Annotated in this window: 22 protein-coding genes; 10 read left to right on the forward strand and 12 right to left on the reverse strand. The window is 42.1% G+C overall.

Translation table 11 applies throughout. The features are described 5' to 3' along the window. The first annotated feature begins 117 nt into the window (after nucleotides 1–117). Entirely contained in the window at nucleotides 118–1,260 is a 1,143-nt protein-coding gene (lepB, locus tag ACFS5N_RS13215) for a signal peptidase I (protein ID WP_377186179.1), read from the forward strand. Nucleotides 1,261–1,369: 109 nt separating this feature from the next. Here the strand turns inward: lepB and ACFS5N_RS13220 are convergent, their stop codons facing one another. The 8 genes from ACFS5N_RS13220 to rpmB form a co-directional block, all read right to left on the reverse strand. Then, the gene (locus ACFS5N_RS13220; protein WP_377186182.1) at nucleotides 1,370–2,443 is read right to left on the reverse strand and encodes an Ldh family oxidoreductase; all 1,074 of its coding nucleotides are present in this window, start codon (nucleotides 2,441–2,443) and stop codon (nucleotides 1,370–1,372) included. A gap of 61 nt (nucleotides 2,444–2,504) precedes the next feature. Next, the gene (gene bshC, locus ACFS5N_RS13225; RefSeq protein WP_377186185.1) at nucleotides 2,505–4,127 is read right to left on the reverse strand and encodes a bacillithiol biosynthesis cysteine-adding enzyme BshC; all 1,623 of its coding nucleotides are present in this window, start codon (nucleotides 4,125–4,127) and stop codon (nucleotides 2,505–2,507) included. Between the two features lie 83 nt (nucleotides 4,128–4,210). Beyond that, nucleotides 4,211–5,263, reverse strand: a complete 1,053-nt coding sequence (locus tag ACFS5N_RS13230; RefSeq protein WP_377186188.1) for a PAS domain-containing sensor histidine kinase — start codon at nucleotides 5,261–5,263, stop codon at nucleotides 4,211–4,213. A gap of 77 nt (nucleotides 5,264–5,340) precedes the next feature. Further along, entirely contained in the window at nucleotides 5,341–6,672 is a 1,332-nt protein-coding gene (gene rimO, locus ACFS5N_RS13235) for a 30S ribosomal protein S12 methylthiotransferase RimO (protein WP_377186191.1), read from the reverse strand. Between the two features lie 47 nt (nucleotides 6,673–6,719). Next, on the reverse strand, nucleotides 6,720–7,685 hold the full coding sequence (ftsY, locus tag ACFS5N_RS13240; protein WP_377186194.1) for a signal recognition particle-docking protein FtsY: 966 nt from the start codon (nucleotides 7,683–7,685) through the stop codon (nucleotides 6,720–6,722). A 190-nt stretch (nucleotides 7,686–7,875) separates the two neighbouring features. Continuing rightward, a complete protein-coding gene (locus ACFS5N_RS13245) occupies nucleotides 7,876–8,037 on the reverse strand; it encodes a DUF4295 domain-containing protein (RefSeq protein WP_377186197.1) in 162 nt (53 codons plus the stop codon). Nucleotides 8,038–8,133: 96 nt separating this feature from the next. Further along, nucleotides 8,134–8,316 (reverse strand): 50S ribosomal protein L33, encoded by a 183-nt coding sequence (gene rpmG, locus ACFS5N_RS13250; RefSeq protein WP_377186200.1) that lies wholly within the window; start codon nucleotides 8,314–8,316, stop codon nucleotides 8,134–8,136. Nucleotides 8,317–8,423: 107 nt separating this feature from the next. Beyond that, entirely contained in the window at nucleotides 8,424–8,657 is a 234-nt protein-coding gene (gene rpmB, locus ACFS5N_RS13255; RefSeq protein ID WP_144247620.1) for a 50S ribosomal protein L28, read from the reverse strand. A 261-nt stretch (nucleotides 8,658–8,918) separates the two neighbouring features. Here rpmB and acs point away from each other — a divergent pair, with 261 nt between their 5' ends. The 6 genes from acs to ACFS5N_RS13285 all read left to right on the forward strand — a co-directional run bounded on the left by acs (nucleotide 8,919) and on the right by ACFS5N_RS13285 (nucleotide 15,258). Continuing rightward, entirely contained in the window at nucleotides 8,919–10,820 is a 1,902-nt protein-coding gene (acs, locus tag ACFS5N_RS13260) for an acetate--CoA ligase (RefSeq protein ID WP_377186203.1), read from the forward strand. A 74-nt stretch (nucleotides 10,821–10,894) separates the two neighbouring features. Next, nucleotides 10,895–11,080 carry a CsbD family protein gene (locus tag ACFS5N_RS13265; RefSeq protein ID WP_377186206.1) on the forward strand — a complete coding sequence of 62 codons (186 nt, stop codon included), beginning with the start codon at nucleotides 10,895–10,897 and terminating at the stop codon, nucleotides 11,078–11,080. An 80-nt stretch (nucleotides 11,081–11,160) separates the two neighbouring features. Next, the gene (gene surE / locus ACFS5N_RS13270; RefSeq protein ID WP_377186209.1) at nucleotides 11,161–11,934 is read left to right on the forward strand and encodes a 5'/3'-nucleotidase SurE; all 774 of its coding nucleotides are present in this window, start codon (nucleotides 11,161–11,163) and stop codon (nucleotides 11,932–11,934) included. A gap of 9 nt (nucleotides 11,935–11,943) precedes the next feature. Next, entirely contained in the window at nucleotides 11,944–13,062 is a 1,119-nt protein-coding gene (gene lpxB, locus ACFS5N_RS13275; protein WP_377186212.1) for a lipid-A-disaccharide synthase, read from the forward strand. Nucleotides 13,063–13,460: 398 nt separating this feature from the next. Next, nucleotides 13,461–13,898 (forward strand): DUF1569 domain-containing protein, encoded by a 438-nt coding sequence (locus ACFS5N_RS13280; protein ID WP_377186215.1) that lies wholly within the window; start codon nucleotides 13,461–13,463, stop codon nucleotides 13,896–13,898. A 115-nt stretch (nucleotides 13,899–14,013) separates the two neighbouring features. Next, nucleotides 14,014–15,258, forward strand: coding sequence for a TPR end-of-group domain-containing protein (locus ACFS5N_RS13285; protein WP_377186218.1), 1,245 nt, complete (start codon nucleotides 14,014–14,016; stop codon nucleotides 15,256–15,258). 110 nt (nucleotides 15,259–15,368) lie between these two features. Here ACFS5N_RS13285 and ACFS5N_RS13290 read toward each other — a convergent pair whose 3' ends face one another. The 4 genes from ACFS5N_RS13290 to ACFS5N_RS13305 all read right to left on the reverse strand — a co-directional run bounded on the left by ACFS5N_RS13290 (nucleotide 15,369) and on the right by ACFS5N_RS13305 (nucleotide 17,337). Next, nucleotides 15,369–15,521: a hypothetical protein gene (locus ACFS5N_RS13290; protein WP_377186221.1), complete on the reverse strand. Its 153-nt coding sequence runs from the start codon at nucleotides 15,519–15,521 to the stop codon at nucleotides 15,369–15,371. A gap of 47 nt (nucleotides 15,522–15,568) precedes the next feature. Further along, nucleotides 15,569–15,724 (reverse strand): hypothetical protein, encoded by a 156-nt coding sequence (locus ACFS5N_RS13295; RefSeq protein ID WP_377186224.1) that lies wholly within the window; start codon nucleotides 15,722–15,724, stop codon nucleotides 15,569–15,571. 12 nt (nucleotides 15,725–15,736) lie between these two features. Beyond that, on the reverse strand, nucleotides 15,737–15,919 hold the full coding sequence (locus ACFS5N_RS13300) for a hypothetical protein (RefSeq protein ID WP_377186227.1): 183 nt from the start codon (nucleotides 15,917–15,919) through the stop codon (nucleotides 15,737–15,739). A gap of 203 nt (nucleotides 15,920–16,122) precedes the next feature. Then, the gene (locus tag ACFS5N_RS13305; RefSeq protein ID WP_377186230.1) at nucleotides 16,123–17,337 is read right to left on the reverse strand and encodes an MFS transporter; all 1,215 of its coding nucleotides are present in this window, start codon (nucleotides 17,335–17,337) and stop codon (nucleotides 16,123–16,125) included. Nucleotides 17,338–18,216: 879 nt separating this feature from the next. Between ACFS5N_RS13305 and ACFS5N_RS13310 the strand changes: the two genes are divergently transcribed. Genes ACFS5N_RS13310 through ACFS5N_RS13320 form a run of 3 tightly spaced genes read left to right on the forward strand, consistent with a single transcriptional unit; the run spans nucleotide 18,217 to nucleotide 20,952 of the window. Then, entirely contained in the window at nucleotides 18,217–19,431 is a 1,215-nt protein-coding gene (locus ACFS5N_RS13310) for an ABC transporter ATP-binding protein (protein ID WP_377186232.1), read from the forward strand. Nucleotides 19,432–19,441: 10 nt separating this feature from the next. Beyond that, entirely contained in the window at nucleotides 19,442–20,164 is a 723-nt protein-coding gene (locus ACFS5N_RS13315) for a class I SAM-dependent methyltransferase (RefSeq protein ID WP_377186235.1), read from the forward strand. Beyond that, on the forward strand, nucleotides 20,161–20,952 hold the full coding sequence (locus tag ACFS5N_RS13320; protein ID WP_377186238.1) for a glycosyltransferase family 2 protein: 792 nt from the start codon (nucleotides 20,161–20,163) through the stop codon (nucleotides 20,950–20,952). The genes ACFS5N_RS13315 and ACFS5N_RS13320 overlap by 4 nt, the downstream gene beginning before the upstream one ends. Nucleotides 20,953–20,962: the final 10 nt, after the last annotated feature.

Raw genomic sequence — 20,962 nt, forward strand, 5'->3', positions numbered from 1 at the left:
CGCATTTTTTTGTTTGATTATCCGTTGACTAAAGTCAACGGCAATGAACTTAAATTGTTAGCGAAGTAATTAAACAGCTTTAAAGTAATAACAGATTAAAAGCCATATTTAAAGATAATGAACTGGAAATTCTGGAATAAAAAAAGCACCAAAACGGCGGCAAAACCCAAAAAATCAAAAACCCGCGAGTGGGTTGATGCCGTGGTATTCGCCGTAATTGCTGCTACCCTAATACGCACCTTTTTTATTGAGGCTTACACCATCCCTACACCGTCAATGGAACGCTCATTGCTGGTTGGCGACTTTTTGTTTGTAAGTAAACTGAACTACGGCGCCCGCACGCCAATGACGCCGATTGCGTTCCCGTTTGCGCACCACACCATGCCGCTTATCAATACCAAAGCTTATTGGGATGGTTGGGAGCTGGGGTACCACCGCTTACCTGGGTTTAGCGAAGTTAAAAAAGGCGACGTAGTGGTATTTAACTACCCCATGGATGCTGATTCGCCCTACTATCGCCCGGTAGATAAACGCGAAAATTATATTAAACGCTGCCAGGGTACCCCGGGCGACACGTTAAGTGTCAGGGAAGCTCAGGTTTACGTAAATAGTAAGCCGGCCCCGAACCCGCCTGAAGGGCAGATAGATTATACCATCAATACCAAGTCGCCGCTCAACCCCGATTTATTGCAGGACCTGCACGTGTCAATGTATGACCAGGGTTCATACCCAACCATGACCAAGGATGCCTACAATACTATCAAAGGTTATTCAAACGTAACTTCCATCACCCCCAACATCAGGAAGCCGGGAGAGCAGGATTATGTTTACCCAACTAATTCACAACACCCTGTTGGCCCGCCAAGCCTTGATTTGCCCGGCAAACCACATGACTATCATTGGAACGTGGATAACTACGGCCCGATCATTATTCCTAAAAGGGGCTGGACCGTAAAGTTGGATAGTGTGACTTACCCGCTATATGAACGTTGTATTGCTGTATATGAGCATAATAAGGTGCAGATTGTTGGTAACGATATCCTGATTAACGGCAAAAAAGCCGACAGCTATACCTTCCAGATGAATTACTACTGGATGATGGGCGATAACCGCCACGACTCGGACGACTCACGTTTTTGGGGTTTTGTGCCCGAAGATCATATTGTGGGTAAGGCGCTGTTCATCTGGTTAAGTCTGGATGATCAGGGTTCGTTCCTGGGTAAGATCAGGTGGAGCCGGTTCTTTAAAATTGTTCATTAGGCCCACCGCCCCCTGAAGTTCGGGTTATAGAAAAGAAAAGTCGACTTAAGTGCATCTTAAGTCGACTTTTTAGTTTTACAAGGTGTAGAAAAGTGCGTTTAAAGTGCTGCTAAAGTGGTTTTATGTGCAATTTTTCGGCTATTTCATTTAAATCTTTTACCACTGCATCTACAATCGGGATGCCGTTTTGCCGGCGGTATTGCTCGGCCTCAAATTCCGGCTCGCCGGGAATGATAACCCGCTGGTCGGGGTGAATTGCAGACGCATTTTTAAAACGGGTCACCCAGTTATCCATGTGTGCCTTAAACTCATCAACCGGGCGGAAGCCATCTACGCGCATGGCGCCCAAAAAGTGCCCTATACCGGCGCCAACAGGGTTAACAGGTGGTTCAAGGAACGACACGAATGGAGGTACCCACGGCCCGTAATTAGCCCCCGAGAGCACTGCTGACAGGATATCTACCGTAGCACTCAGTCCGAAGCCTTTATGGCTGCCGTGGTCGCGGTCGCTGCCCAGCGGCAGTAGTGAGCCGCCGCTTTTAAGTGCATGAGGGTCAGTAGTATAATTGCCGGCTGAATCTTGTATCCAGCCTTCCGGTACCGGCTTTCCGGCGCGCTGGGCAATCTCTAACTTACCGTTGGCTGCTGCTGACGTAGCCATATCTACTATTACCGGCGGATACTTACCAGCCGGAAAGGCATAGCACATAGGGTTGGTACCCAGCATGCGTTCATTTGAAAACGTAGGCGCAACCAGCGGACTGGCGTTGGTCATCGCAAAGCCTATCATGTCCTGCTGTACGGCCATTAAAGCATGGTAACCGGCTATGCCAAAGTGGTTTGAATTGCGGATGGATATCCAGCCAGAGCCATATTGTTTTGCCTTTTCAATAGCCACCTTCATAGCAAAAGGTGCTACTACCAGGCCTAAGCCTGCATCGCCGTCAATAGTGGCCGTGCTGGGCGTTTCATGAACTATCTGGATATTTGGGGTAGCATTAATGCGTTGCTTTTGCCAAAGGCGTACATAGCCCGTTAAACGCGCCACACCGTGCGAGTCGATACCGCGCAAATCAGATAACAGCAAGACATCGGCCGCCAGCGTCGCGTGCTCTTTGCTGCAACCCATGGCCAGAAAAACGTTCTCTGTAAAATTTCTTAAGGTAGATTCTGAGACGGTCATGCGCAAATATACCAAAACCAGTAACGTAGGGACGCATACTTTTGTGTCTCTATAAAGGGTATTAAGCCTCTGTCAGTACGGTAAATTGAAAATCCAACGGTTCAAATGCACGGATCAGCTCATCAATAAAACTTTGTCCCCATTTTACATAAAGCAAACCAAAGTTTTCATTACGCTCTTGTAAGCTATCTCCCGGGAATAACTCGGCTTTAATATGGTCTATTTGCTCCAAACGGGTATGGTAGTTTTGTTTTTCGGCGCGAATAAGCTTTTTTTCAAGGTTATCAATTGCCTTTTTTAAGCGCGTCTGTACAGCCTCGGTTGATGGGCCCAGCGTTGGGTCGATCTTTTGGGCTTTTTGTGCTAACTGGTTAAATATAGCTGACAACCCGGCCCATTCGGTTTGCAGAGATAGCTCATGTTCGCTGTGTTTTTTTATCCAGTAGTTTTTTAGGGCATCGGTCGGTTTAAAAATTTCGGCAGGTGACAGTTCCATGCGCTTAATTTTGGCCGCCGATTCTTTGCGAATAATCAGCCCGGAGTTACGTAGGATTAAAATAGGAAAATCAACCTGATAATGATCAAAGTTTGACTTTAATTCCAACCAGTAAACTACCTCTGCGCCGCCGCCAACGTAGGCGATGTTAGGTAAAATGCACTCCTGGTATACTGGGCGCATTACAACATTAGGGCTGAATCTTTCGGGGAAGGCATTTATCTCCTGTTTCAGTTCGTCTTCGGTAAAACTGATATCGGTATTCAAAACCTTATATTGTCCATCCTCAAAAACCAAGCGCTCCCGCAGTGAGCCTTTCAGGTAAAAAAAGTTAATCTCGCGTGGGTTTACTTGTATATGAACGCCTTGCTTAACTAATTTCTCATTAGTAACGCTAATGTTTTTGAAACTGTTTTGCCGGATGATATCCTGCTCAATAATAGGAGCGAAGTGCCTTTTAAACCCACGGTTATCGGCATCAATAATCGCTAAACCATATTGCCCAAACAGCTCATTTACAAGGTAGCGGGTAGCATCTGCCAGTTTATCAAAATTGGTGTAAGCGGTCTCAACAATTTTACCGAGGTCAGCCGAGAAACCATTAATGCCCAATACGCCTTTGTATTGATTCAAAGCCTGGCGCATAGTTTCAGGATGGATGCGGCCCGTAGCACCTGATGCCTCATGCCACCAGTGTACCTTTTTCCCGCCAATAGTGGTGTAATTGATCTCGGCAAAGTCGTGATCTTCTGACGCCATCCAGTAAACGGGCACAAAGTTTTTATCCGGGAATTTCTCTTTAAGTTGCTGTGCCAGTTTTATGGCCGTAACTATCTTATAGATAAAATAAAGCGGGCCGGCAAAAATATTTAACTGATGACCAGTGGTAATGGTGTAAGTGTTTTCTTGCCTTAAGCTACTGATGTTTTGTCTTACCTGTTCAGATATACCGTAAAGTGGGTCCCAAATACGCGCATATCTCACAATGATCTCGTATTGATCGGTCAGCGTATCGGCCAGCAAGTTGCGGTTTGCAATTACTTTTTTATGTTTCAGTAGTTCGGCAAAACCATCAAAAGTGGGCCGATAATTATAAAAAGGTTGCAATTCTGGTTTATCTTCCAGGTAGTCAATAACCGTTGGAGAAAAATATCCGGTTTCTTTATAGCTTATACAGGCAACATCCATTGGGTCAAATGTAAAATCATTTCATATTCTACACAACGGCTTTATTTTATTTTACAATGAAAAGACCGCCTGATGTGGTTAAGTCAGTTGCTTTTTGGCATTTCAAAGTGAAATGTTGTACCCTGATTTTCTTCGCTCTCAACCCATATCCGTCCGCCATGCCATTCTATAATATCTTTGATTATGGAAAGCCCCAGGCCTATGCTTGGTTCGCCATCAAGTCCTTTTCGACGTGCAGGTGTGAACTTTTCAAAAAGTTCTGTATGATATTTTTGTGGTATGCCGATGCCGGTATCACTAAAGCTAATTAGTACGTTGCCATTCGCCTCTTTTGCAGTCATCGTTAACTTATCCCCCTTGCGGGTAAATTTAAGCGAATTGCTTACCAGGTTGTTTAGCACCTGCATAAATTTAGCCTCATCTATGTCTGCGTAAATGTTCTCTGGCGAGCTGGAAAAATTGATGACGCGATTTAAAGCTTGTTCCGACAGCTTAAGTTCGTCCATGTACTCTTTTAGCGTTACCGATAAATTGATCCGCTTTTTTACCAGTTCAACCCTCATGGTTTCGGTTGCTTCACGCTGAATCAGATCGTTAACAATATCCAACCCTTGTTTTAATATCTTCACCAGATTTTGCGACTGGTTTTTTATCATTTGTGGATCTGTCGCATTGCTTTCTAATGATTGCGCCAGCATTCTGGCAATTTCAAGCGGGCCGCGCAGGTCATGCGAGAGCATATTTAAAACGGAGTTTTTTTTATTGGCAAACTTCTCCAGCGAATAGAAGTTTTCCTTTTCGGCGGTTATGTCCAGAAGATTACCTATGATGATTCTGTCATTGTCATCTGATAACAAAAAAGGAGTAAGCCTGAGCCAACGGATATTTTTATTGATACAAATTCTGAATTCGATATTCCCATCAAACCAACCTTTAAGTAACTGCTCGAAATGCTGTTTAAGTGTGCGAAGGTCGTCTTGATGTATGATACTTAGGACTTCGTCAGTTTCTGATTTGATATTTAGCCGACGCTCTAACTCGTTGTCAAAATAGTTAAACTGATTAGAATTTAAATCGTAAACAAAACTAACGTTTGCAGATGAGTTAGCGGCTCCTAAAATACTGTCAATCTTCATGTTGATACCATTGCTGTTGAACTATAACAGCCTGTACGATATTTTGATTTAATATTTCAATGCGATTCTAAAAATGCCTATCGAACTATATGTCCGTAAAGATCAAAATCCTCCGCTGAGTCTACTTTAACGTTTACAAAGCTTCCAATTGTTGCATAATCGGTAGCTGCGTCTAACAAAACCTCGTTATCAACCTCTGGCGAATCAAACTCGGTACGGCCAACAAAGTATTGGCCGTCCTTTTTATCGATGAGTACTTTGAAAGTTTCGCCAATCTTTTCCTGGTTTTTTTGGAAAGATATTTCCTGCTGCAGTTCCATGATGCTGTCGGCGCGTTCTTGTTTTACTTCTTCGGGGACGTCATCAATCAATGAGTGTGCATGTGTATTTTCTTCATGCGAATAAGTGAAGCAACCCAGGCGGTCAAACCTGGTATCTTCAACCCATTGCATCATTTCTTCAAAATCCCGCTCAGTTTCGCCAGGGTAGCCGGTAATCAGGGTGGTACGCATTGCAATGCCCGGTACACGGTCACGAATTTCATTTACTACATCGATGGTTTTTTGTTTAGTGATACCACGACGCATTGATTTCAGCATGTTATCAGTGATGTGCTGAAGCGGCATATCCATATATTTGCAAATGTTGCTGCGCTCATTCATTACATCCAGAATTTCCATCGGGAAACCTGAAGGGTATGCATACTGTAATCTAATCCACTCAATACCATTAACGTCAGACAAGCGACGAAGCAGCTCATCCAGACTACGTTTGCCATACAAATCCAAGCCGTAATAGGTCAAATCCTGCGCAATTAATATCAACTCTTTAGTGCCGTTTTTGGCTAGTTTTTCTGCCGATTTAACCAAATCCTCAATAGGTGTGGTCAGGTGTTTACCCCGCATGAGCGGGATAGCGCAGAATGAGCAGGGGCGGTTGCAGCCCTCGGCAATTTTAAAGTAAGCAAAATGAGATGGAGTGGTTAGCAAACGTTCGCCAATTAACTCGTGCTTATAATTTGCACCGATAGAGGTTAACAGGTTTTGCAGGTCGTTGGTGCCGAAATAGGCATCAATATTAGGTATCTCCGTTTCCAGTTCGGGCTTGTAACGCTCAGACAAGCATCCGGTAACGATAACCTTGCCAACTTTGCCCTGATCCTTAAGCTGGCTATATTCAAGTATAGTATCGATTGATTCCTGCTTGGCGTTATCAATAAATCCGCAGGTATTAATTACGATGATATCGTCTTTACCTACTTTGTTCGCCTCGTGCACCACGTCAAAAGCATTACCTTTTAACTGGCCCATTAATATTTCAGAGTCGTATGTGTTTTTGGAGCAACCAAGCGTCACTACGTTCACCCGGGGCTTTGAAATTTGTATCGGCTGATTATTCTTTGTCTTCATTCTCTCTATTCACTATCCTGCGTCACTCCCCTTTAGGGGCTGGGGGTTTAATTTTTAAACAGGCTATCAACAAAAGCTTTTCGATCAAACAACTGTAAATGATCCATGCCTTCGCCGACGCCGATATATTTTACGGGTATTTTGAACTGGTCTGATATGCCTATTACCACACCGCCTTTGGCAGTGCCATCCAGCTTGGTTAGCGCCAGCGCATTCACTGCTGTAGCCTCGGTAAATTGCTTGCATTGTTCAATGGCGTTCTGACCGGTTGAAGCATCCAGCACCAGCAATATTTCATGCGGAGCACCGGGAACAACCTTTTGCATTACGTTTTTAATTTTGGTTAGCTCGTTCATCAAACCAACTTTGTTATGTAAACGGCCGGCTGTATCAATAATAGCTACATCGTCGCCATTGGCTACCGCCGATTTTAAAGTGTCGTAAGCTACAGATGCCGGGTCAGACCCCATCGCCTGGGCCACTACTTTAACCCCCACACGTTCGCCCCACAGCTTTATCTGATCTACCGCAGCGGCACGAAAAGTATCGGCCGCGCCTAATACCACCTGGTTACCTGCTGCTTTAAGCTTATGGGCGAGTTTACCGATGGTGGTAGTTTTGCCCACACCGTTAACCCCTACAACCATAATAACATAAGGCTTATGGTCGCCGTATTCAAAGCTTGAAAAATCGTTGCTGTTATTTTCAGCCAGAAGTTGCTGAATTTCATCGCGCAGTAAACCTTGTAAATCTGAAGTGCTTACATATTTATCGCGCGCAACGCGGGCTTGTATACGGTCAATGATTTTGAGCGTAGTTTGTACGCCTACATCTGAGGTTACCAGCACTTCTTCCAGTTCATCGAGCACATCATCATCAACGGTTGATTTGCCGGCAATTACTTTGGTAATTTTTGAAAAAAAGTTGTCCTTGGTTTTTTCCAGGCCCGTCTCAAGTGCTTCCTGCTCTTGTGGTGTGCTCTCTTTTTTCTTAAAAAAATCAAATAGTCCCATACTTTTAGATGTGCGAATGTGCGTATGTGCAGATATGCAGATGCAAATATGCCATAATGCAAATTTACTATTATAAGCCCTAAATCATTTATTCAGTTTATTTGCAAATTTGAATAAGTGCAAATCAGCAAATACAAAAAAAGCCCTCTCGTTAAAACAAGACGGCTTTATACTTTTGTCAAAGTTTTTATTAGTTTTTCGCTGCAGCGATCGCGTCTTTTACGTGATCGTTATGAACGATTGACTCTTTGAATGAGTAAGCACCGGTTTTAGGCGACTTAACCATAGTAATAACTTTTGAATATTCTTTACCTGCACCGGTTTTTAGGGTTGCAACTACTTTCTTTGCCATGTTTTTAAATGTTTTACGTAATACGTTACCGTTTTACGCGAAGTTTTTTAATTGAATTACTGTAATACGTATAACGTAAAACGTCCAACGTATAACTTATTTAATTTCTTTATGAACAGTTACTTTTCTTAAAACCGGGTTGAATTTTTTCAACTCTAATCTTTCAGTAGTGTTCTTTTTATTTTTGGTAGTGATGTAACGAGACATACCTGGCAAACCAGTTGCTTTATGCTCTGTACATTCTAAAATTACCTGAACTCTGTTACCTTTCTTAGCCATCTTATTTTATGTTTTACGTAGCACGTTGTACGTGTTACGTTATTTTCAAATGTGATGTTATTTGTTAGCAGCCCTACGTATAACGTAAAACGTTTAACGTATAACTACTATATATATCCTTTTTTTACAAACTTGTTGATACAAGCAGTTATCCCGTTTTTGCTGATAGTTTTAACAGCAGATGTAGATACTTTTAAAGTAATCCATTTATCTTCTTCAGGGATATAAAACTTTTTAAGTTTAAGGTTTGGATGAAACCTGCGTTTAGTTTTGCGGTTTGAGTTAGAAACGTTGTTACCAACTATTGACGCTTTTCCTGTTAAATCACAAATTCTTGACATGACAATTGTTTTTTAAAACCCTTTTATTAAAGGGATTGCAAATATCAGGATTTTATGTTGAATAGACAATACTGATTTTAAAATATTTTAAAAAAATAATAATCAGTCACTAAACGGTGCAGGCAGCGCACTCGCTTGCAGTAAAACTAATGCTAAAATAGCGCTTTAAACAGTTAACGGGCAATAAAAACCTAAACCATTTTTAATAAAATGTATTTTTCATATAGAAATCGCTAATTTTCGCTCACCAATTACCATGTTATGAAAATTACCTCTTTCGACCATTATAAGGACGTATATAAATATAGTGTTGAACAGCCCGAAGAATTTTGGGCCGACATAGCCGATACGTTTACCTGGCGTAAAAAATGGGATAAAGTTTTAGAGTGGAATTTTAAAGAACCCAAAATCAGATGGTTTGAAGGCGCTAAACTCAATATTACTGAAAACTGCCTCGACCGCCACCTGGAAACTATTGGTGACAATCCCGCCATTATCTGGGAACCGAATGACCCGAAGGAAGATCACCGGGTGCTGACCTACCGGCAATTGCATGATAAAGTTTGCCAGTTTGCCAATGTGTTAAAGAACAACGGAGCCAAAAAAGGCGATCGTATATGTATTTATATGCCAATGGTACCTGAGTTGGCTATCGCGCTGCTGGCTTGTGCCCGTATTGGTGCCACTCATTCGGTTGTTTTTGGTGGATTTTCGGCCCAATCAATAGCCGATCGTATCCAGGATGCCGATTGCAATATCGTAATCACTGCCGACGGTGGTTTCCGCGGAGCGAAAGAAATCCCACTAAAATCAATCATCGATGATGCGCTGGTTCGTTGTCCATCGGTACAAAAAGTAATCGTATTAACCCGTACCCGCACGCCTGTCGCTATGATCAAAGGCCGTGATGTTTGGTGGGAGGACGAGATCAGGAAGGTGGAAACCCAGGGACATAAAGAGTGCCCGATTGAAGTGATGGATGCCGAAGATATGCTGTTCATTCTGTATACTTCGGGCTCAACCGGTAAACCCAAAGGCGTAGTGCATACCTGTGGGGGCTATATGGTTTATACCGGATATACTTTTGATACTACATTTCAATACCAGCCGGATGAAGTTTATTTCTGTACCGCCGACATCGGCTGGATAACCGGACATTCTTATATCGTATACGGTCCGCTTTCTCAGGGAGCAACCTCACTTATGTTTGAGGGCGTACCTACTTATCCTGATGCGGGCAGGTTTTGGGATATTGTCGATAAGTTTAAAGTAAACATAATATATACGGCCCCTACCGCCATACGCTCGTTAATGAGTTATGGCGATGATTTTCTGAAAGGAAAAAATTTGAGCTCGCTCACCAAATTGGGTTCAGTAGGAGAACCGATCAATGAGGAAGCCTGGCATTGGTTTGACGAAAAAATTGGTCATGGTCACTGCCCGATTGTAGATACCTGGTGGCAAACTGAAAACGGTGGCCACATGATAACACCAATTGCCGGCATTACCCCGTTAAAGCCAGGATATGCCAGTTTGCCGCTGCCTGGTGTACAACCTGCTTTGTTTGATGAGAGCGGGAAAGAAATAGAGGGGAATGATGTAAGTGGAAACCTTTGTATAAAGTTTCCATGGCCGGGCATGCTGCGTACTACCTATGGTGATCATGAACGCTGCCGGCAAACTTATTTTGCTGCTTACCAGGATATGTATTTTACCGGCGACGGCTGCCTGCGCGATGAGGACGGCTATTACCGTATCACTGGTCGGGTGGATGACGTGCTCAATGTGTCAGGCCACCGCATTGGCACGGCCGAGGTTGAGAATGCAATTAATATGCATAGTACTGTAGTGGAGTCGGCCGTGGTGGGTTATCCGCATGATATTAAAGGACAGGGGGTTTATGCCTTTGTGGTGGCGCCCCATAAAAGCGGCGATGAAGATTTGACCCGCAAAGATATCATCATGACTGTATCGCGCATTATTGGGGCCATAGCCAAACCCGATAAAATACAGTTTGTAAGCGGTTTGCCAAAAACGCGTTCAGGCAAGATCATGCGCCGTATTTTGAGAAAGATAGCTGAAGGGGATACTTCTAATTTAGGTGATACTTCGACATTGCTTGATCCGGCGGTGGTTGATGAGATAAAGGCGGGAGCTTTGTAAGTGAAGATTTGAAATATGGTTAAACTTTAGGCCCTGTCCGTTTGTTGCTCATATACATCTAATAAAAAAACATCATGAGCGATTTAAAATTAAGAGGCGGCTGGAACGAGCTGAAAGGAAAAATAAAACAAGCCTATGGCGACCTGACCGATGACGATCTGATTCGTGAAGAAGGTAAGGACGATGAGCTGTTAGGTAAGCTGCAGCAAAAAACCGGCAAAGGCCGGGATGAGCTGGTAAAATGGCTTAACGATTTGTAAGATTAAGCCTCCGTCAGATGACGGAGGCTTTTTTATTATAGGTACAAATGCTGCCCGCGTTTTCGTAAATTTGAGCCATCATGAAAAACACCCAACCCACCATATTAGTAGTAAATGACGATGGCATAACCGCACCTGGCATAAAAGTGCTTATGCATATTATGAAAGAGCTGGGCCGCGTAGTGGTGGTAGCGCCTGACAGTCCGCAATCTGGAATGGGGCATGCTATTACTATAGGTAAACCCTTGCGACTGGATAAGGTAGATATTTACGAGGATATTGAAATGTATGCCTGTTCAGGCACCCCGGTTGATTGCGTGAAACTGGCCGTTACCAAAATATTTAAAGGCAAAAAGCCTGATCTATGCGTATCGGGTATTAACCATGGGTTGAATAATGGTATCAATGTGTTGTACTCGGGCACCATGTCGGCAGCGGTTGAGGGAGCTATCGAGAGTATCCCGTCCATCGGTTTTTCGTTAGATGATTATACCATGCAGGCTGATTTTAGTCACTGCGCCAGATATGTTAAAGAAATTGCACAACAAGTATTGGAAAACGGTTTGCCTACAGCAACTTTGCTTAACGTAAACTTCCCGGCAGGTCCGCATTTAAAAGGTATCAAGATCTGCCGCCAGGCCAATGCCAAATGGGCCGAGGAGTTTGATGAACGCCATGACCCCTATAAACGCCCGTATTACTGGCTAAGCGGCGTGTTCCAGGTGAATGATCGTGGTGAAGATACCGATTCATGGGCTTTAGAGAATAACTATGTTTCTGTAGTGCCCATTCAGTTTGATATGACGGCGCATCACGCCATCCCGGTGTTAAACAGCTGGAAATTTAAAGCGTAAATTAAGGCAATGAAATACTACCTCATAGCCGGCGAGGCCTCGGGCGATTTGCACGGAGCCAATTTAATGAAGGAGCTAAAAAAACTTGACCCGCAGGCCGAGTTTCGCTTTTTTGGCGGCGACCTGATGCAGGCCGAAGGCGGCACGCTGGTAAAGCATTATGCCGATATGGCATTTATGGGGTTTTTTGAGGTTGTAGCCCATTTGCGCACTATCAAAAAAAATATCGCTTTCTGCAAGCAGGATATCGACGGTTATCAGCCGGACGTTTTGATATTGATTGATTTTCCGGGTTTTAATTTAAGAATAGCCGCTTTTGCCAAAGAGCAGGGCTTGTCTACTTACTATTACATATCGCCCAAGGTTTGGGCCTGGAACCAAAAACGGGTGTTGAAGATAAAAAGAGTAGTTGATCACCTGTTTTGCATATTGCCCTTTGAGGTTGATTTTTATAAGGACTGGGGTATGGAGGTTGATTATGTGGGTAATCCGCTTTTAGACGCCGTGGCAGCTTTCAAGCCTGATCCCGATTTCCTCACTAAAAATAAACTTGGCGATAAGCGCATTATTGCCTTACTGCCGGGGAGCCGCAAGCAGGAAATCAACTACCTGCTGCCCGATATGCTCGCAGTGGCCGATCAGTTTCCCGGCTATCAGTTTGTTGTTGCCGGGGCGCCCTCTTTTAATGCCGACTACTATCAACAATATCTGAAAGGCCGCGATTTACCTGTGCTGTTTAACGCTACTTACGATATTTTGAGCAATGCTCATGCGGCTGTTGTAGCCTCAGGTACTGCTACTTTAGAGACAGCTTTGTTTAACGTACCGCAGGTTGTAGTATATAAAGGCAATCCGGTATCTATCGGTATTGCCCGGGTTGTTGTTAAAATTAAGTTCATATCCCTGGTTAATCTCATCGTAAACAAAGGCATTGTTAAGGAGTTGATACAGGAAGCGTGCAACCTGGCGGCTATCGGTGCAGAGATAGACATGATAGTAAACAACCATAACTATCGCCAAGCCATGCTCAATAATTACGACGTCCTTGACGGCAAAATGGGTGAACCCGGCGCATCGGCCAAAACTGCTGCGCTGATCAGAAAATACAGTACGACGTCACAGCCATAGGTGTTTCACAAAAATATGAAACACTTTGAAACACCTTTTTGGATTAACTAGTTGAATATTAGTGGTTTATTCAAATAGAGTGAAACACTTTGAAACAGTAGTAAAACTTTAGACTGACTGGTATAAATGCTTTACTGCCAGTATCTTAAGGGTTTTTTGACTAATGTCGCTAAAATGAGTGAAACACCTTTTGATGAAACACTAATTTCGAATTATTCCCATAAATCGGCTCGGTCTTGACGTTAATAGTCCCTCATATTTCGGGTGGCGGCGAGGGGTTATTATAATATAATAATCATGTCAATGATTTGGCGCATTTGCCCATTTTATTTGTCTTAAACTGCCTGCGGTAAATTAACGCGGTTGGCTATTTTTGATCAGCATATTTTTTGCTTAATATGGAAACTATAACCGAAAAAAGCGCAGCCGATAAGCTGATAGCCCGAATAAATTTACTAACAGCCGATAGTAGCCCTTTGTGGGGCAAAATGAACGTCTACCAAATGCTCAAGCATCTAAGCAAATGGGAGGAGATGGCGATGAATAAAACACTATATAAGCAGTCTTTAATTGGAAAGATATTTGGAAAAGTTGCTTTGAAAGATATGCTGAAGGATGGTCCGGTGAAACGTAACCTGCCAACCGTACCCGGTTTTGAAATAACTGGCGATGGCGATATCAATCCTGAAAGAGAAAAATTAATTACGCTGCTTAAAGAACATACGCAATATACCCAAGGCTTTCTGCATCCGTTTTTTGGAAAGCTAAGTGCAGAACAAGCCGGCCGACTTGATTACAAACATTTTGATCATCATTTACAGCAATTTGGTGTTTGACTTAGAGGCGTAACACTTTGCGTCTCCTGTTTTTTTCAGGAAGTAGGTTAAATAATGTTAAATTCTGAAATAAAAGTAGCACAAACATTTACTTTGTGATAGCAAACCTATTATCATGAAGCAGCTTTTTTTTATTGGGATGTTTTGTTTATCGGTAATGAACCTGTCGGCACAAAAAATGTCGGGCACAACAGATAGTGTGGCGTTTGATAGCTACACCAAGAAAGTAGAAACCCAACGACAAAGTTTAGAACACCAAAAAAAGTATGCCGTTGCCATTAGTTTAATGAACGAATGGATGGGTTTGTACAGCGCTTTACCTATATCGCTCAAACAGGATTTCAAACAAACCGAAGCCAGTATGTATTACAACCTGGCTTGCTATTATGCGCTTTCAGGCCAGACGAACGAGGCGCTGAATGCTTTTGAAAAAGCCCAACAAGTTGGCTTTAGCAACTACAACCTGGCCGCCCAGGATAGCGATCTGCAAAGTTTGCACGGAGAAAAACGTTTTCTGACCGCTTTGCAAGCCATTCGCGAACATTGGGACTTTGCTTATATACTGCGCAGTTCGGGAGCGTACAATAAGAAAGTAGATATCTCGTTTCCAAAAATTACCTACCAAAATGCCGATGCTTCGGCACTAGTTAAGTTTAGAGATAAATTCAAACTTGACTCTGTAGCAGGTAATGGCGATGAGTTATCAAAGATCAAGAATTTGCTACAATGGGTTCATAATGTGGTTAAATATGACGGCAGCTCAGATAATCCGCTTCATAAAAATGGTGCGGATCTGATCGAGGTTTGCAAAAAAGAAAACCGCGGCGTGAACTGCCGCATGATGGCCACTATTTTAAAAGACGTTTATTTGGCCGAAGGCTTTCAGGCGCGTGCCATTACCTGTATGCCCAAAGATTCGGCTGACGTTGATTGTCATGTAATTGATGTGGTGTGGTCAAAAACTTTAAACAAATGGGTATGGATGGATGCTGCGATGTATGCTTATATAACCGACAAGCATGGTAATTTGCAAAGTATTCAGGAGGTGCGCGATAAGTTATATCACGATCAAGGCGATCAGTTGGTGTTAAACGACGATGCCAATATGAACAATGAACACAAAAATTCGCAAGGCTGGTACCTGGGTTATTATATGTCGAAAAACTTATACTGGCTGCAATGTACCGCCAGCAACGAATGGGATTTGGAAACCGTTAAAACCGGCAAACCGAAAGTAACCTACATAAGCCTTTATCCCGAAGGTTTTAAATCGACTAAAAATCAAAATGCAATAGCCGACGTTGCCAAATCAAAATATGCAACTAATAATGCGGACGCTTTTTGGCAAAAACCAAATTAAAAGCGAAACGTTTGCGTATCGACACCCGAAAAAAATAAAGCCCTGCAAAAAATGCAGGGCTTTACGTTTTCATAGGTAGTAAATTTTTATAGGTAGATGTATATGATTGATCAGGCAGCTTGTTGTTGTGCGGCTGCTTGGTTGTTGCTGGTGAACTGACCTCTTTGTCTGAAAGCTTTAAGGTCTTGCATTAACAATGCTTTTAACTCATTATCATAGCGTATCAACAGTTTGCTTGTTGCTGGTTTTTGTGAAGTTTTCATAGGTAGATGTCTTTAAGTTTTAGTTTAGCAGTTGATGTCTCTATAGATTAAGCAACTGATAATTGCTCGTTTTTAATCGCTCTTAAAAATTGCACTTTAGCGCCTTTTAACATTTTTAAATCATTCATTATGATCTCTTTTAACTGAGCATCAAATTGAGCAACTAGTTTGCTAACGGCTGGTTTTTGGTTGATAGTTTTCATAATGTATGCCTTTTAATGTTCTTTAGTATTATCGTTCTTTTGATTCTCAGTTAAGTTGTCGTGGCGGCGTTTCGCTTCTTTATATTGTCTTAACAATTGTTCCTTATCTCGCTCATCACTGGGCTGGGTCGGATCTTTTGGATTTTCCCATTCCTTTTCTTTACCGGTTTCTGGTTTTTTATCTTCAACAGTCATAATATAATTGCTGATGGTTGATAAATACTACTCCAATAAAGTGCCAAGAATTTAAAAGCGGTTCAAAAAAGTCACGGACGCATCAGGATTATTTTACATTGCGGTGTAAAATGCTGAAAATCAGGATGTGTCTATCTGTTTAAAAAATAACTCGGCTGAAAAAAGTGTATAGAAAACCAGAATCCGAAAAATTATAGCAGTACTTAAGACTGTACAACTGTAGGCTGATTTTGTATTTTTTTGCGGTTAGCCAGGTGCAAAATCGTGGCCATTGCCGACACAACGACACCTAATATACATACGCCTGTCCACTGATAAAGATGCCACAATTGCGTAGCCACAAACGTACCCAGGGCGCCTCCCACAAAATAGGTTACCATATATATGGTATTAATACGATTACGTGCCTCAGGTTTTATAGCGAAGATGATGGCCTGGTTAGAAATGTGTGTTGCCTGTACCCCCATATCCATTAAAACCACACCTATAATAAGCCCGGCCATGCTATTGGCTGAAAATTGGAATATGATAAATGATATAATCACCAGTACCAATGTAAAAGTAGAGAGGTGATACGGGTCCATTCTGTCACTCAGACGGCCCATAGCGCCAACAGCCAGCGCGCCAAAGGCTCCTACCAAACCAAACAAGCCCGCAATGTCGCTACCCATATGAAAGTTTTGCGCCAACAAAAAGGTTAATGTGCTCCAGAATGCACTGAAGCAGGCAAAACATAAGGCGCCACGAATTGCCGCCAGTCTGAGTTTAGGCTCGTCCCGTACCAGGTAAACCAGGGATAACATCAGGTTTTTATAAGTGCCTTTATAATCGGGCTCAACCTCGGGGAGTAAAAAATAAATGAGCGCCCACATTACCAGCATTAAGCCGGCAGCTATATAAAACATAGCCCTCCAGCCAAAATGTGCAGCTACAATGCCGCTAAACGTGCGCGATAGTAATATACCTATTAATAGGCCGCTCATTACAACGCCTATTTTTTTACCCCTTTCAGACGGATGCGCCAGATGAGCTGCCATAGGTATAAGCAGTTGCGGTATCATTGATGATGCGCCTGTTAATAAACTAGCTATAATTAATATAGTAATGTTTTGCGCTGTAGCCGCCAATAGTAATGAGGCAACCATAAATGCAAAATCAATTAGCATGAGGCGCTTGCGTTTAAACATGTCAGCAAGCGGAATAATAAAGAACATGCCCAATGCATAACCTACCTGGGTAAATACAGAAACCTGCCCTGCTTTGGCACTATTTACTTTAAAAGTACGTTCAATGTCCACCAGCAGGGGTTGGTTATAATACAGGTTGGCTACTACCAAACCGGTAGCAATGGTCATAACCCATAGTGTAGTGTTTGTTAAATGCGGGTGTTGTTTAGGCGTAGCTTTAGTCATGGACATAATAATATATGTTTACAAAAATGTAAAACCAATTTAACATGCATGTTTACATTAAGTAATAATTTCGCGCTGCATTTGAAGTAGTTGAAGAAATTTAGCTGTCGGATGTTTTTAATAGCAGAAAATAAAAATAAAACTTCCGGTTAAACGATGCGCAGATATTTTTGATCAAAATAATATCAATATTTTGTTGAAAATCTAAAAAACCACAAGAAGTTGCTGTTTTTTTTATGTTTTTGTTAAAAACAGTTGAAAAATGTCGCTAAAGTTGTCCTGAAAACTTTTTTTCGGGCAGAAATTCTTTTGCGAATGGTTTAAATTGGTGTAAATTGATTGAAATTACTACAATGCTAACGTTTTGTGGTATAATTTAGTAATGTGATAGGTTCGAGATTCGTTTTTACAAAAAAATTACAAAAATAAATTTGCACAGTAAAAATGTTAGTGTTACCTTTACACCATGCAAACGGGACAATGTTCTGATAGCAACATAAAAAAAGTCTTCTCATAATTTAGGTTTATAATTGGTTTAGTAAAGGTCCCTGCCCATCAGGGGCCTTACTTATTTTATAAGCTTTTCTGTTTTATTCAGCATATTATTATCAATGATTTATTGGTCAGCGCTTCATTAAAGGATGAAATATCGGCCTGGCCATCTTCGATGCTGTCAATAGCGTATAAATTGCTAATTTAAGCCCTCGGTATGTTATCGCAGATAGCAAGGCCGATGTGTTGATTTATAGCAAATGCTGTATTTTTAGATGACTAAACTTAGCGGTCAAAAAAAAATTGTGACTGACGGGGCGAAGCTGTGCCCGGTCAACTAATACTTATCTTATCAAAGCAATTAAAGTAGAAGGGCTGTCAAAAGCCTACCAATTGGGCGACTTCGGAACGGGTACCATCTCGCGCGACCTGGAACGCTATTGGGCCCGCCTGCGTGGAAAAGAAGATCCTTTCCTGAAGATCGGGGAAACAAATGATCGTACCACCAGCGGCACGGGCGATGTGGTATGGAGCCTGAAGGATATCAATTTTGAAATTGAGCAAGGCGACGCCGTGGGTATTATAGGGCGGAATGGGGCCGGCAAAAGTACGCTGCTTAAAATATTGAGCCGGATAACATCGCCCACAACAGGTTCTGTAAAAATACGCGGGCGAATAGCGAGCTTACTTGAGGTAGGTACCGGTTTCCATCCGGAGCTTACCGGTCGTGAAAATATTTATTTGAATGGCGCTATATTGGGCATGCGCAAAAAAGAAATTACGCGGAAATTTGATGAGATAGTTGATTTTGCCGGTGTAGAGCGCTATGTAGATACACCGGTTAAGCGGTATTCGTCAGGCATGTATGTACGGCTGGCATTTGCCGTGGCGGCGCATCTGGAGAGCGAAATACTGATTGTAGACGAGGTACTGGCCGTAGGCGATGCCGAGTTTCAGAAAAAATGTCTCGGCAAAATGGGTGAGGTAAGTAAAGGCGAGGGTAGGACGGTTTTGTTTGTGAGCCATAATTTGGCGGCGGTCTCTACCCTCACCTCGCGTTCAATTTATTTGATAAATGGCGGTTTAGATACGTTTGGCAACACACCTCAGGTTATAGACAGGTATTTAACCAGCAAAGTAAAAGACAAAGGCGCTTATGTTGCCCAACCTAAAACCGGGCACCCTAACATAACACGCGCAGAGGTAATTGTTTCTGAACCTGATCTAACGCATATGAATGGTAAAGATCTTTTTATAGATATCGATGTTATGTCTCCGCATCCGGTAGAAGGGTTAGTACTTTCTTTGCAAATTATGAATGAGCATGATGTGCCCGTTGTGTACACTTATACATTTGATAACGATAATATTAGCTTGCAGCAAAATGGCCTTAGCCGGTTAAGATGCGTGCTACCTGAATGCCGGCTATATGCAAATGTATATTACCTGAGATTGCACCTGGCAGAGACAAAATCTTTCACAAAGTTTGAGGAGATAGATAGGATTTGCGAATTTGAAGTTGTAATGCCTAATAAAATGATACCCTGGGGTTGGCAGAAAGATGTATGTGTGTATACCGAAAATTTTAAGTGGACCGAGTTGCCTTAACAGAAATTAAATGAGAGAAGAAAATCTGAACAGATTAAACTGTTTACAAATAAATACAGATCATATATGGTTTTTGCATTATCATTCATACCACAAAAGCCTTGAGGCCGCCCTGGTTAATAATGCGAAAGGTAAACTGTTGGATATTGGTTGCGGTAACAAACCTTACCTTGATGTTGTTACGCCTTATATTACTGATTATATCGGTTGTGATATCGTTCAGTCAAGCAAAAATTGTGTTGATATACTAAGCCCGGCAAATAATATTCCACTGCAAAACGAAACCTTTGATACAGTAATTTCAACCCAAACCATTGAACACGTTGAAGACCATCAGGGTCTGGTTAATGAGGCCTATAGGTTATTAGTCCCTGGCGGGGCGTTTATATTGAGCGGCCCCATGTATTGGCCATTACACGAAGAACCGTATGACTTTTTCCGTTTCACTAAACACGGTTTTGTTTATATTTTGGAAAACGCAGGCTTCGAGATCAAATCAATCGAATCCAATGGCGGCAAGTGGGCAGTAGCAGGACAAGCTTTTTTGCACGCCTTACACCCCGACATTTATCATATAAAAGGAATAAAAGGAAAAGTGGCGCGACTACTTTTAAGAGCCTTTGGTGGAATAAGAGGAATCAATCGCTTTTTTTTGTCGTTAGACGATAGAACAGGCGACTTCAGTAATACCATGAATTATGTGGTAGTGGCAACAAAAAGCAAAAGGTTTTGAAAGTTTCTGTTATAATACCCTGCTATAATGACGGTGTTTTTTTAAAAGAAGCGGTTGACAGCGTTTTAGCTTGTAATTATAACGACCTGGAGCTGATCATAGTCAACGACGGATCGGACGATGCGACTACACTCGATATACTAGCTGCATACGAGCAAAAGGGATTTAATGTTATTACTCACGCCAACCAGGGTTTAGGCTATACCAGAAACCAAGGTGTTAAACAGGCGCGTGGCCATTATATATTACCACTCGATGCCGACAACAAAATCAGGAAAGGATATTTAGACAAGGCTATAGCCCTTTTAGATAATAACGTTTGTGATATAGTTTATGCAAGACCTTTCTTTTTTGGGGAAGATATACCAACAAGAAAATTTATAACTCACGAATTTGATGGCGATGCTTTGTTTGTCGGAAATTACATAGATGCTTGCGCAATTTATCGTAAAGCAGTTTGGGAGGCAGTGGGCGGATATGATGAAAATATGCCTGTACAGGGTGCCGAGGATTGGGAGTTTTGGTTACATTGCCACTTGAAGAATTTCAGATTTAAATTTTTAAATGAAGAATTATATGAGTACAGAGTTTCTGGCAACTCAATGATCACAAAGATCTCCGAAGAAAAGAAAAGCGAAACGTGGAATTTTATAATGATCAAGCACGTTAGTTCCTATCGCACTCAGTTTTTAAAACTAAATACCTATAAGCAGTTTTTTATCAACGACCAACGTAATTATTTACGAACGACGGCTAAGTATTTTGCCAAGTGGTTAAAGATTCGCTAAAATAATAAAA

It is taken from the genome of Mucilaginibacter ximonensis (assembly GCF_042686265.1).
GTDB classification, from domain to species: Bacteria; Bacteroidota; Bacteroidia; order Sphingobacteriales; family Sphingobacteriaceae; genus Mucilaginibacter; species Mucilaginibacter ximonensis.

Coding starts and splice junctions, on each gene's coding strand:
- lepB (WP_377186179.1), top strand. CDS start 118: ATGAACTGGAAATTCTGGAATAAAAAAAGCACCAAAACGGCGGCAAAA.
- ACFS5N_RS13220 (WP_377186182.1), bottom strand. CDS start 2,443: ATGACCGTCTCAGAATCTACCTTAAGAAATTTTACAGAGAACGTTTTT.
- bshC (WP_377186185.1), bottom strand. CDS start 4,127: ATGGATGTTGCCTGTATAAGCTATAAAGAAACCGGATATTTTTCTCCA.
- ACFS5N_RS13230 (WP_377186188.1), bottom strand. CDS start 5,263: ATGAAGATTGACAGTATTTTAGGAGCCGCTAACTCATCTGCAAACGTT.
- rimO (WP_377186191.1), bottom strand. CDS start 6,672: ATGAAGACAAAGAATAATCAGCCGATACAAATTTCAAAGCCCCGGGTG.
- ftsY (WP_377186194.1), bottom strand. CDS start 7,685: ATGGGACTATTTGATTTTTTTAAGAAAAAAGAGAGCACACCACAAGAG.
- ACFS5N_RS13245 (WP_377186197.1), bottom strand. CDS start 8,037: ATGGCAAAGAAAGTAGTTGCAACCCTAAAAACCGGTGCAGGTAAAGAA.
- rpmG (WP_377186200.1), bottom strand. CDS start 8,316: ATGGCTAAGAAAGGTAACAGAGTTCAGGTAATTTTAGAATGTACAGAG.
- rpmB (WP_144247620.1), bottom strand. CDS start 8,657: ATGTCAAGAATTTGTGATTTAACAGGAAAAGCGTCAATAGTTGGTAAC.
- acs (WP_377186203.1), top strand. CDS start 8,919: ATGAAAATTACCTCTTTCGACCATTATAAGGACGTATATAAATATAGT.
- ACFS5N_RS13265 (WP_377186206.1), top strand. CDS start 10,895: ATGAGCGATTTAAAATTAAGAGGCGGCTGGAACGAGCTGAAAGGAAAA.
- surE (WP_377186209.1), top strand. CDS start 11,161: ATGAAAAACACCCAACCCACCATATTAGTAGTAAATGACGATGGCATA.
- lpxB (WP_377186212.1), top strand. CDS start 11,944: ATGAAATACTACCTCATAGCCGGCGAGGCCTCGGGCGATTTGCACGGA.
- ACFS5N_RS13280 (WP_377186215.1), top strand. CDS start 13,461: ATGGAAACTATAACCGAAAAAAGCGCAGCCGATAAGCTGATAGCCCGA.
- ACFS5N_RS13285 (WP_377186218.1), top strand. CDS start 14,014: ATGAAGCAGCTTTTTTTTATTGGGATGTTTTGTTTATCGGTAATGAAC.
- ACFS5N_RS13290 (WP_377186221.1), bottom strand. CDS start 15,521: ATGAAAACTTCACAAAAACCAGCAACAAGCAAACTGTTGATACGCTAT.
- ACFS5N_RS13295 (WP_377186224.1), bottom strand. CDS start 15,724: ATGAAAACTATCAACCAAAAACCAGCCGTTAGCAAACTAGTTGCTCAA.
- ACFS5N_RS13300 (WP_377186227.1), bottom strand. CDS start 15,919: ATGACTGTTGAAGATAAAAAACCAGAAACCGGTAAAGAAAAGGAATGG.
- ACFS5N_RS13305 (WP_377186230.1), bottom strand. CDS start 17,337: ATGTCCATGACTAAAGCTACGCCTAAACAACACCCGCATTTAACAAAC.
- ACFS5N_RS13315 (WP_377186235.1), top strand. CDS start 19,442: ATGAGAGAAGAAAATCTGAACAGATTAAACTGTTTACAAATAAATACA.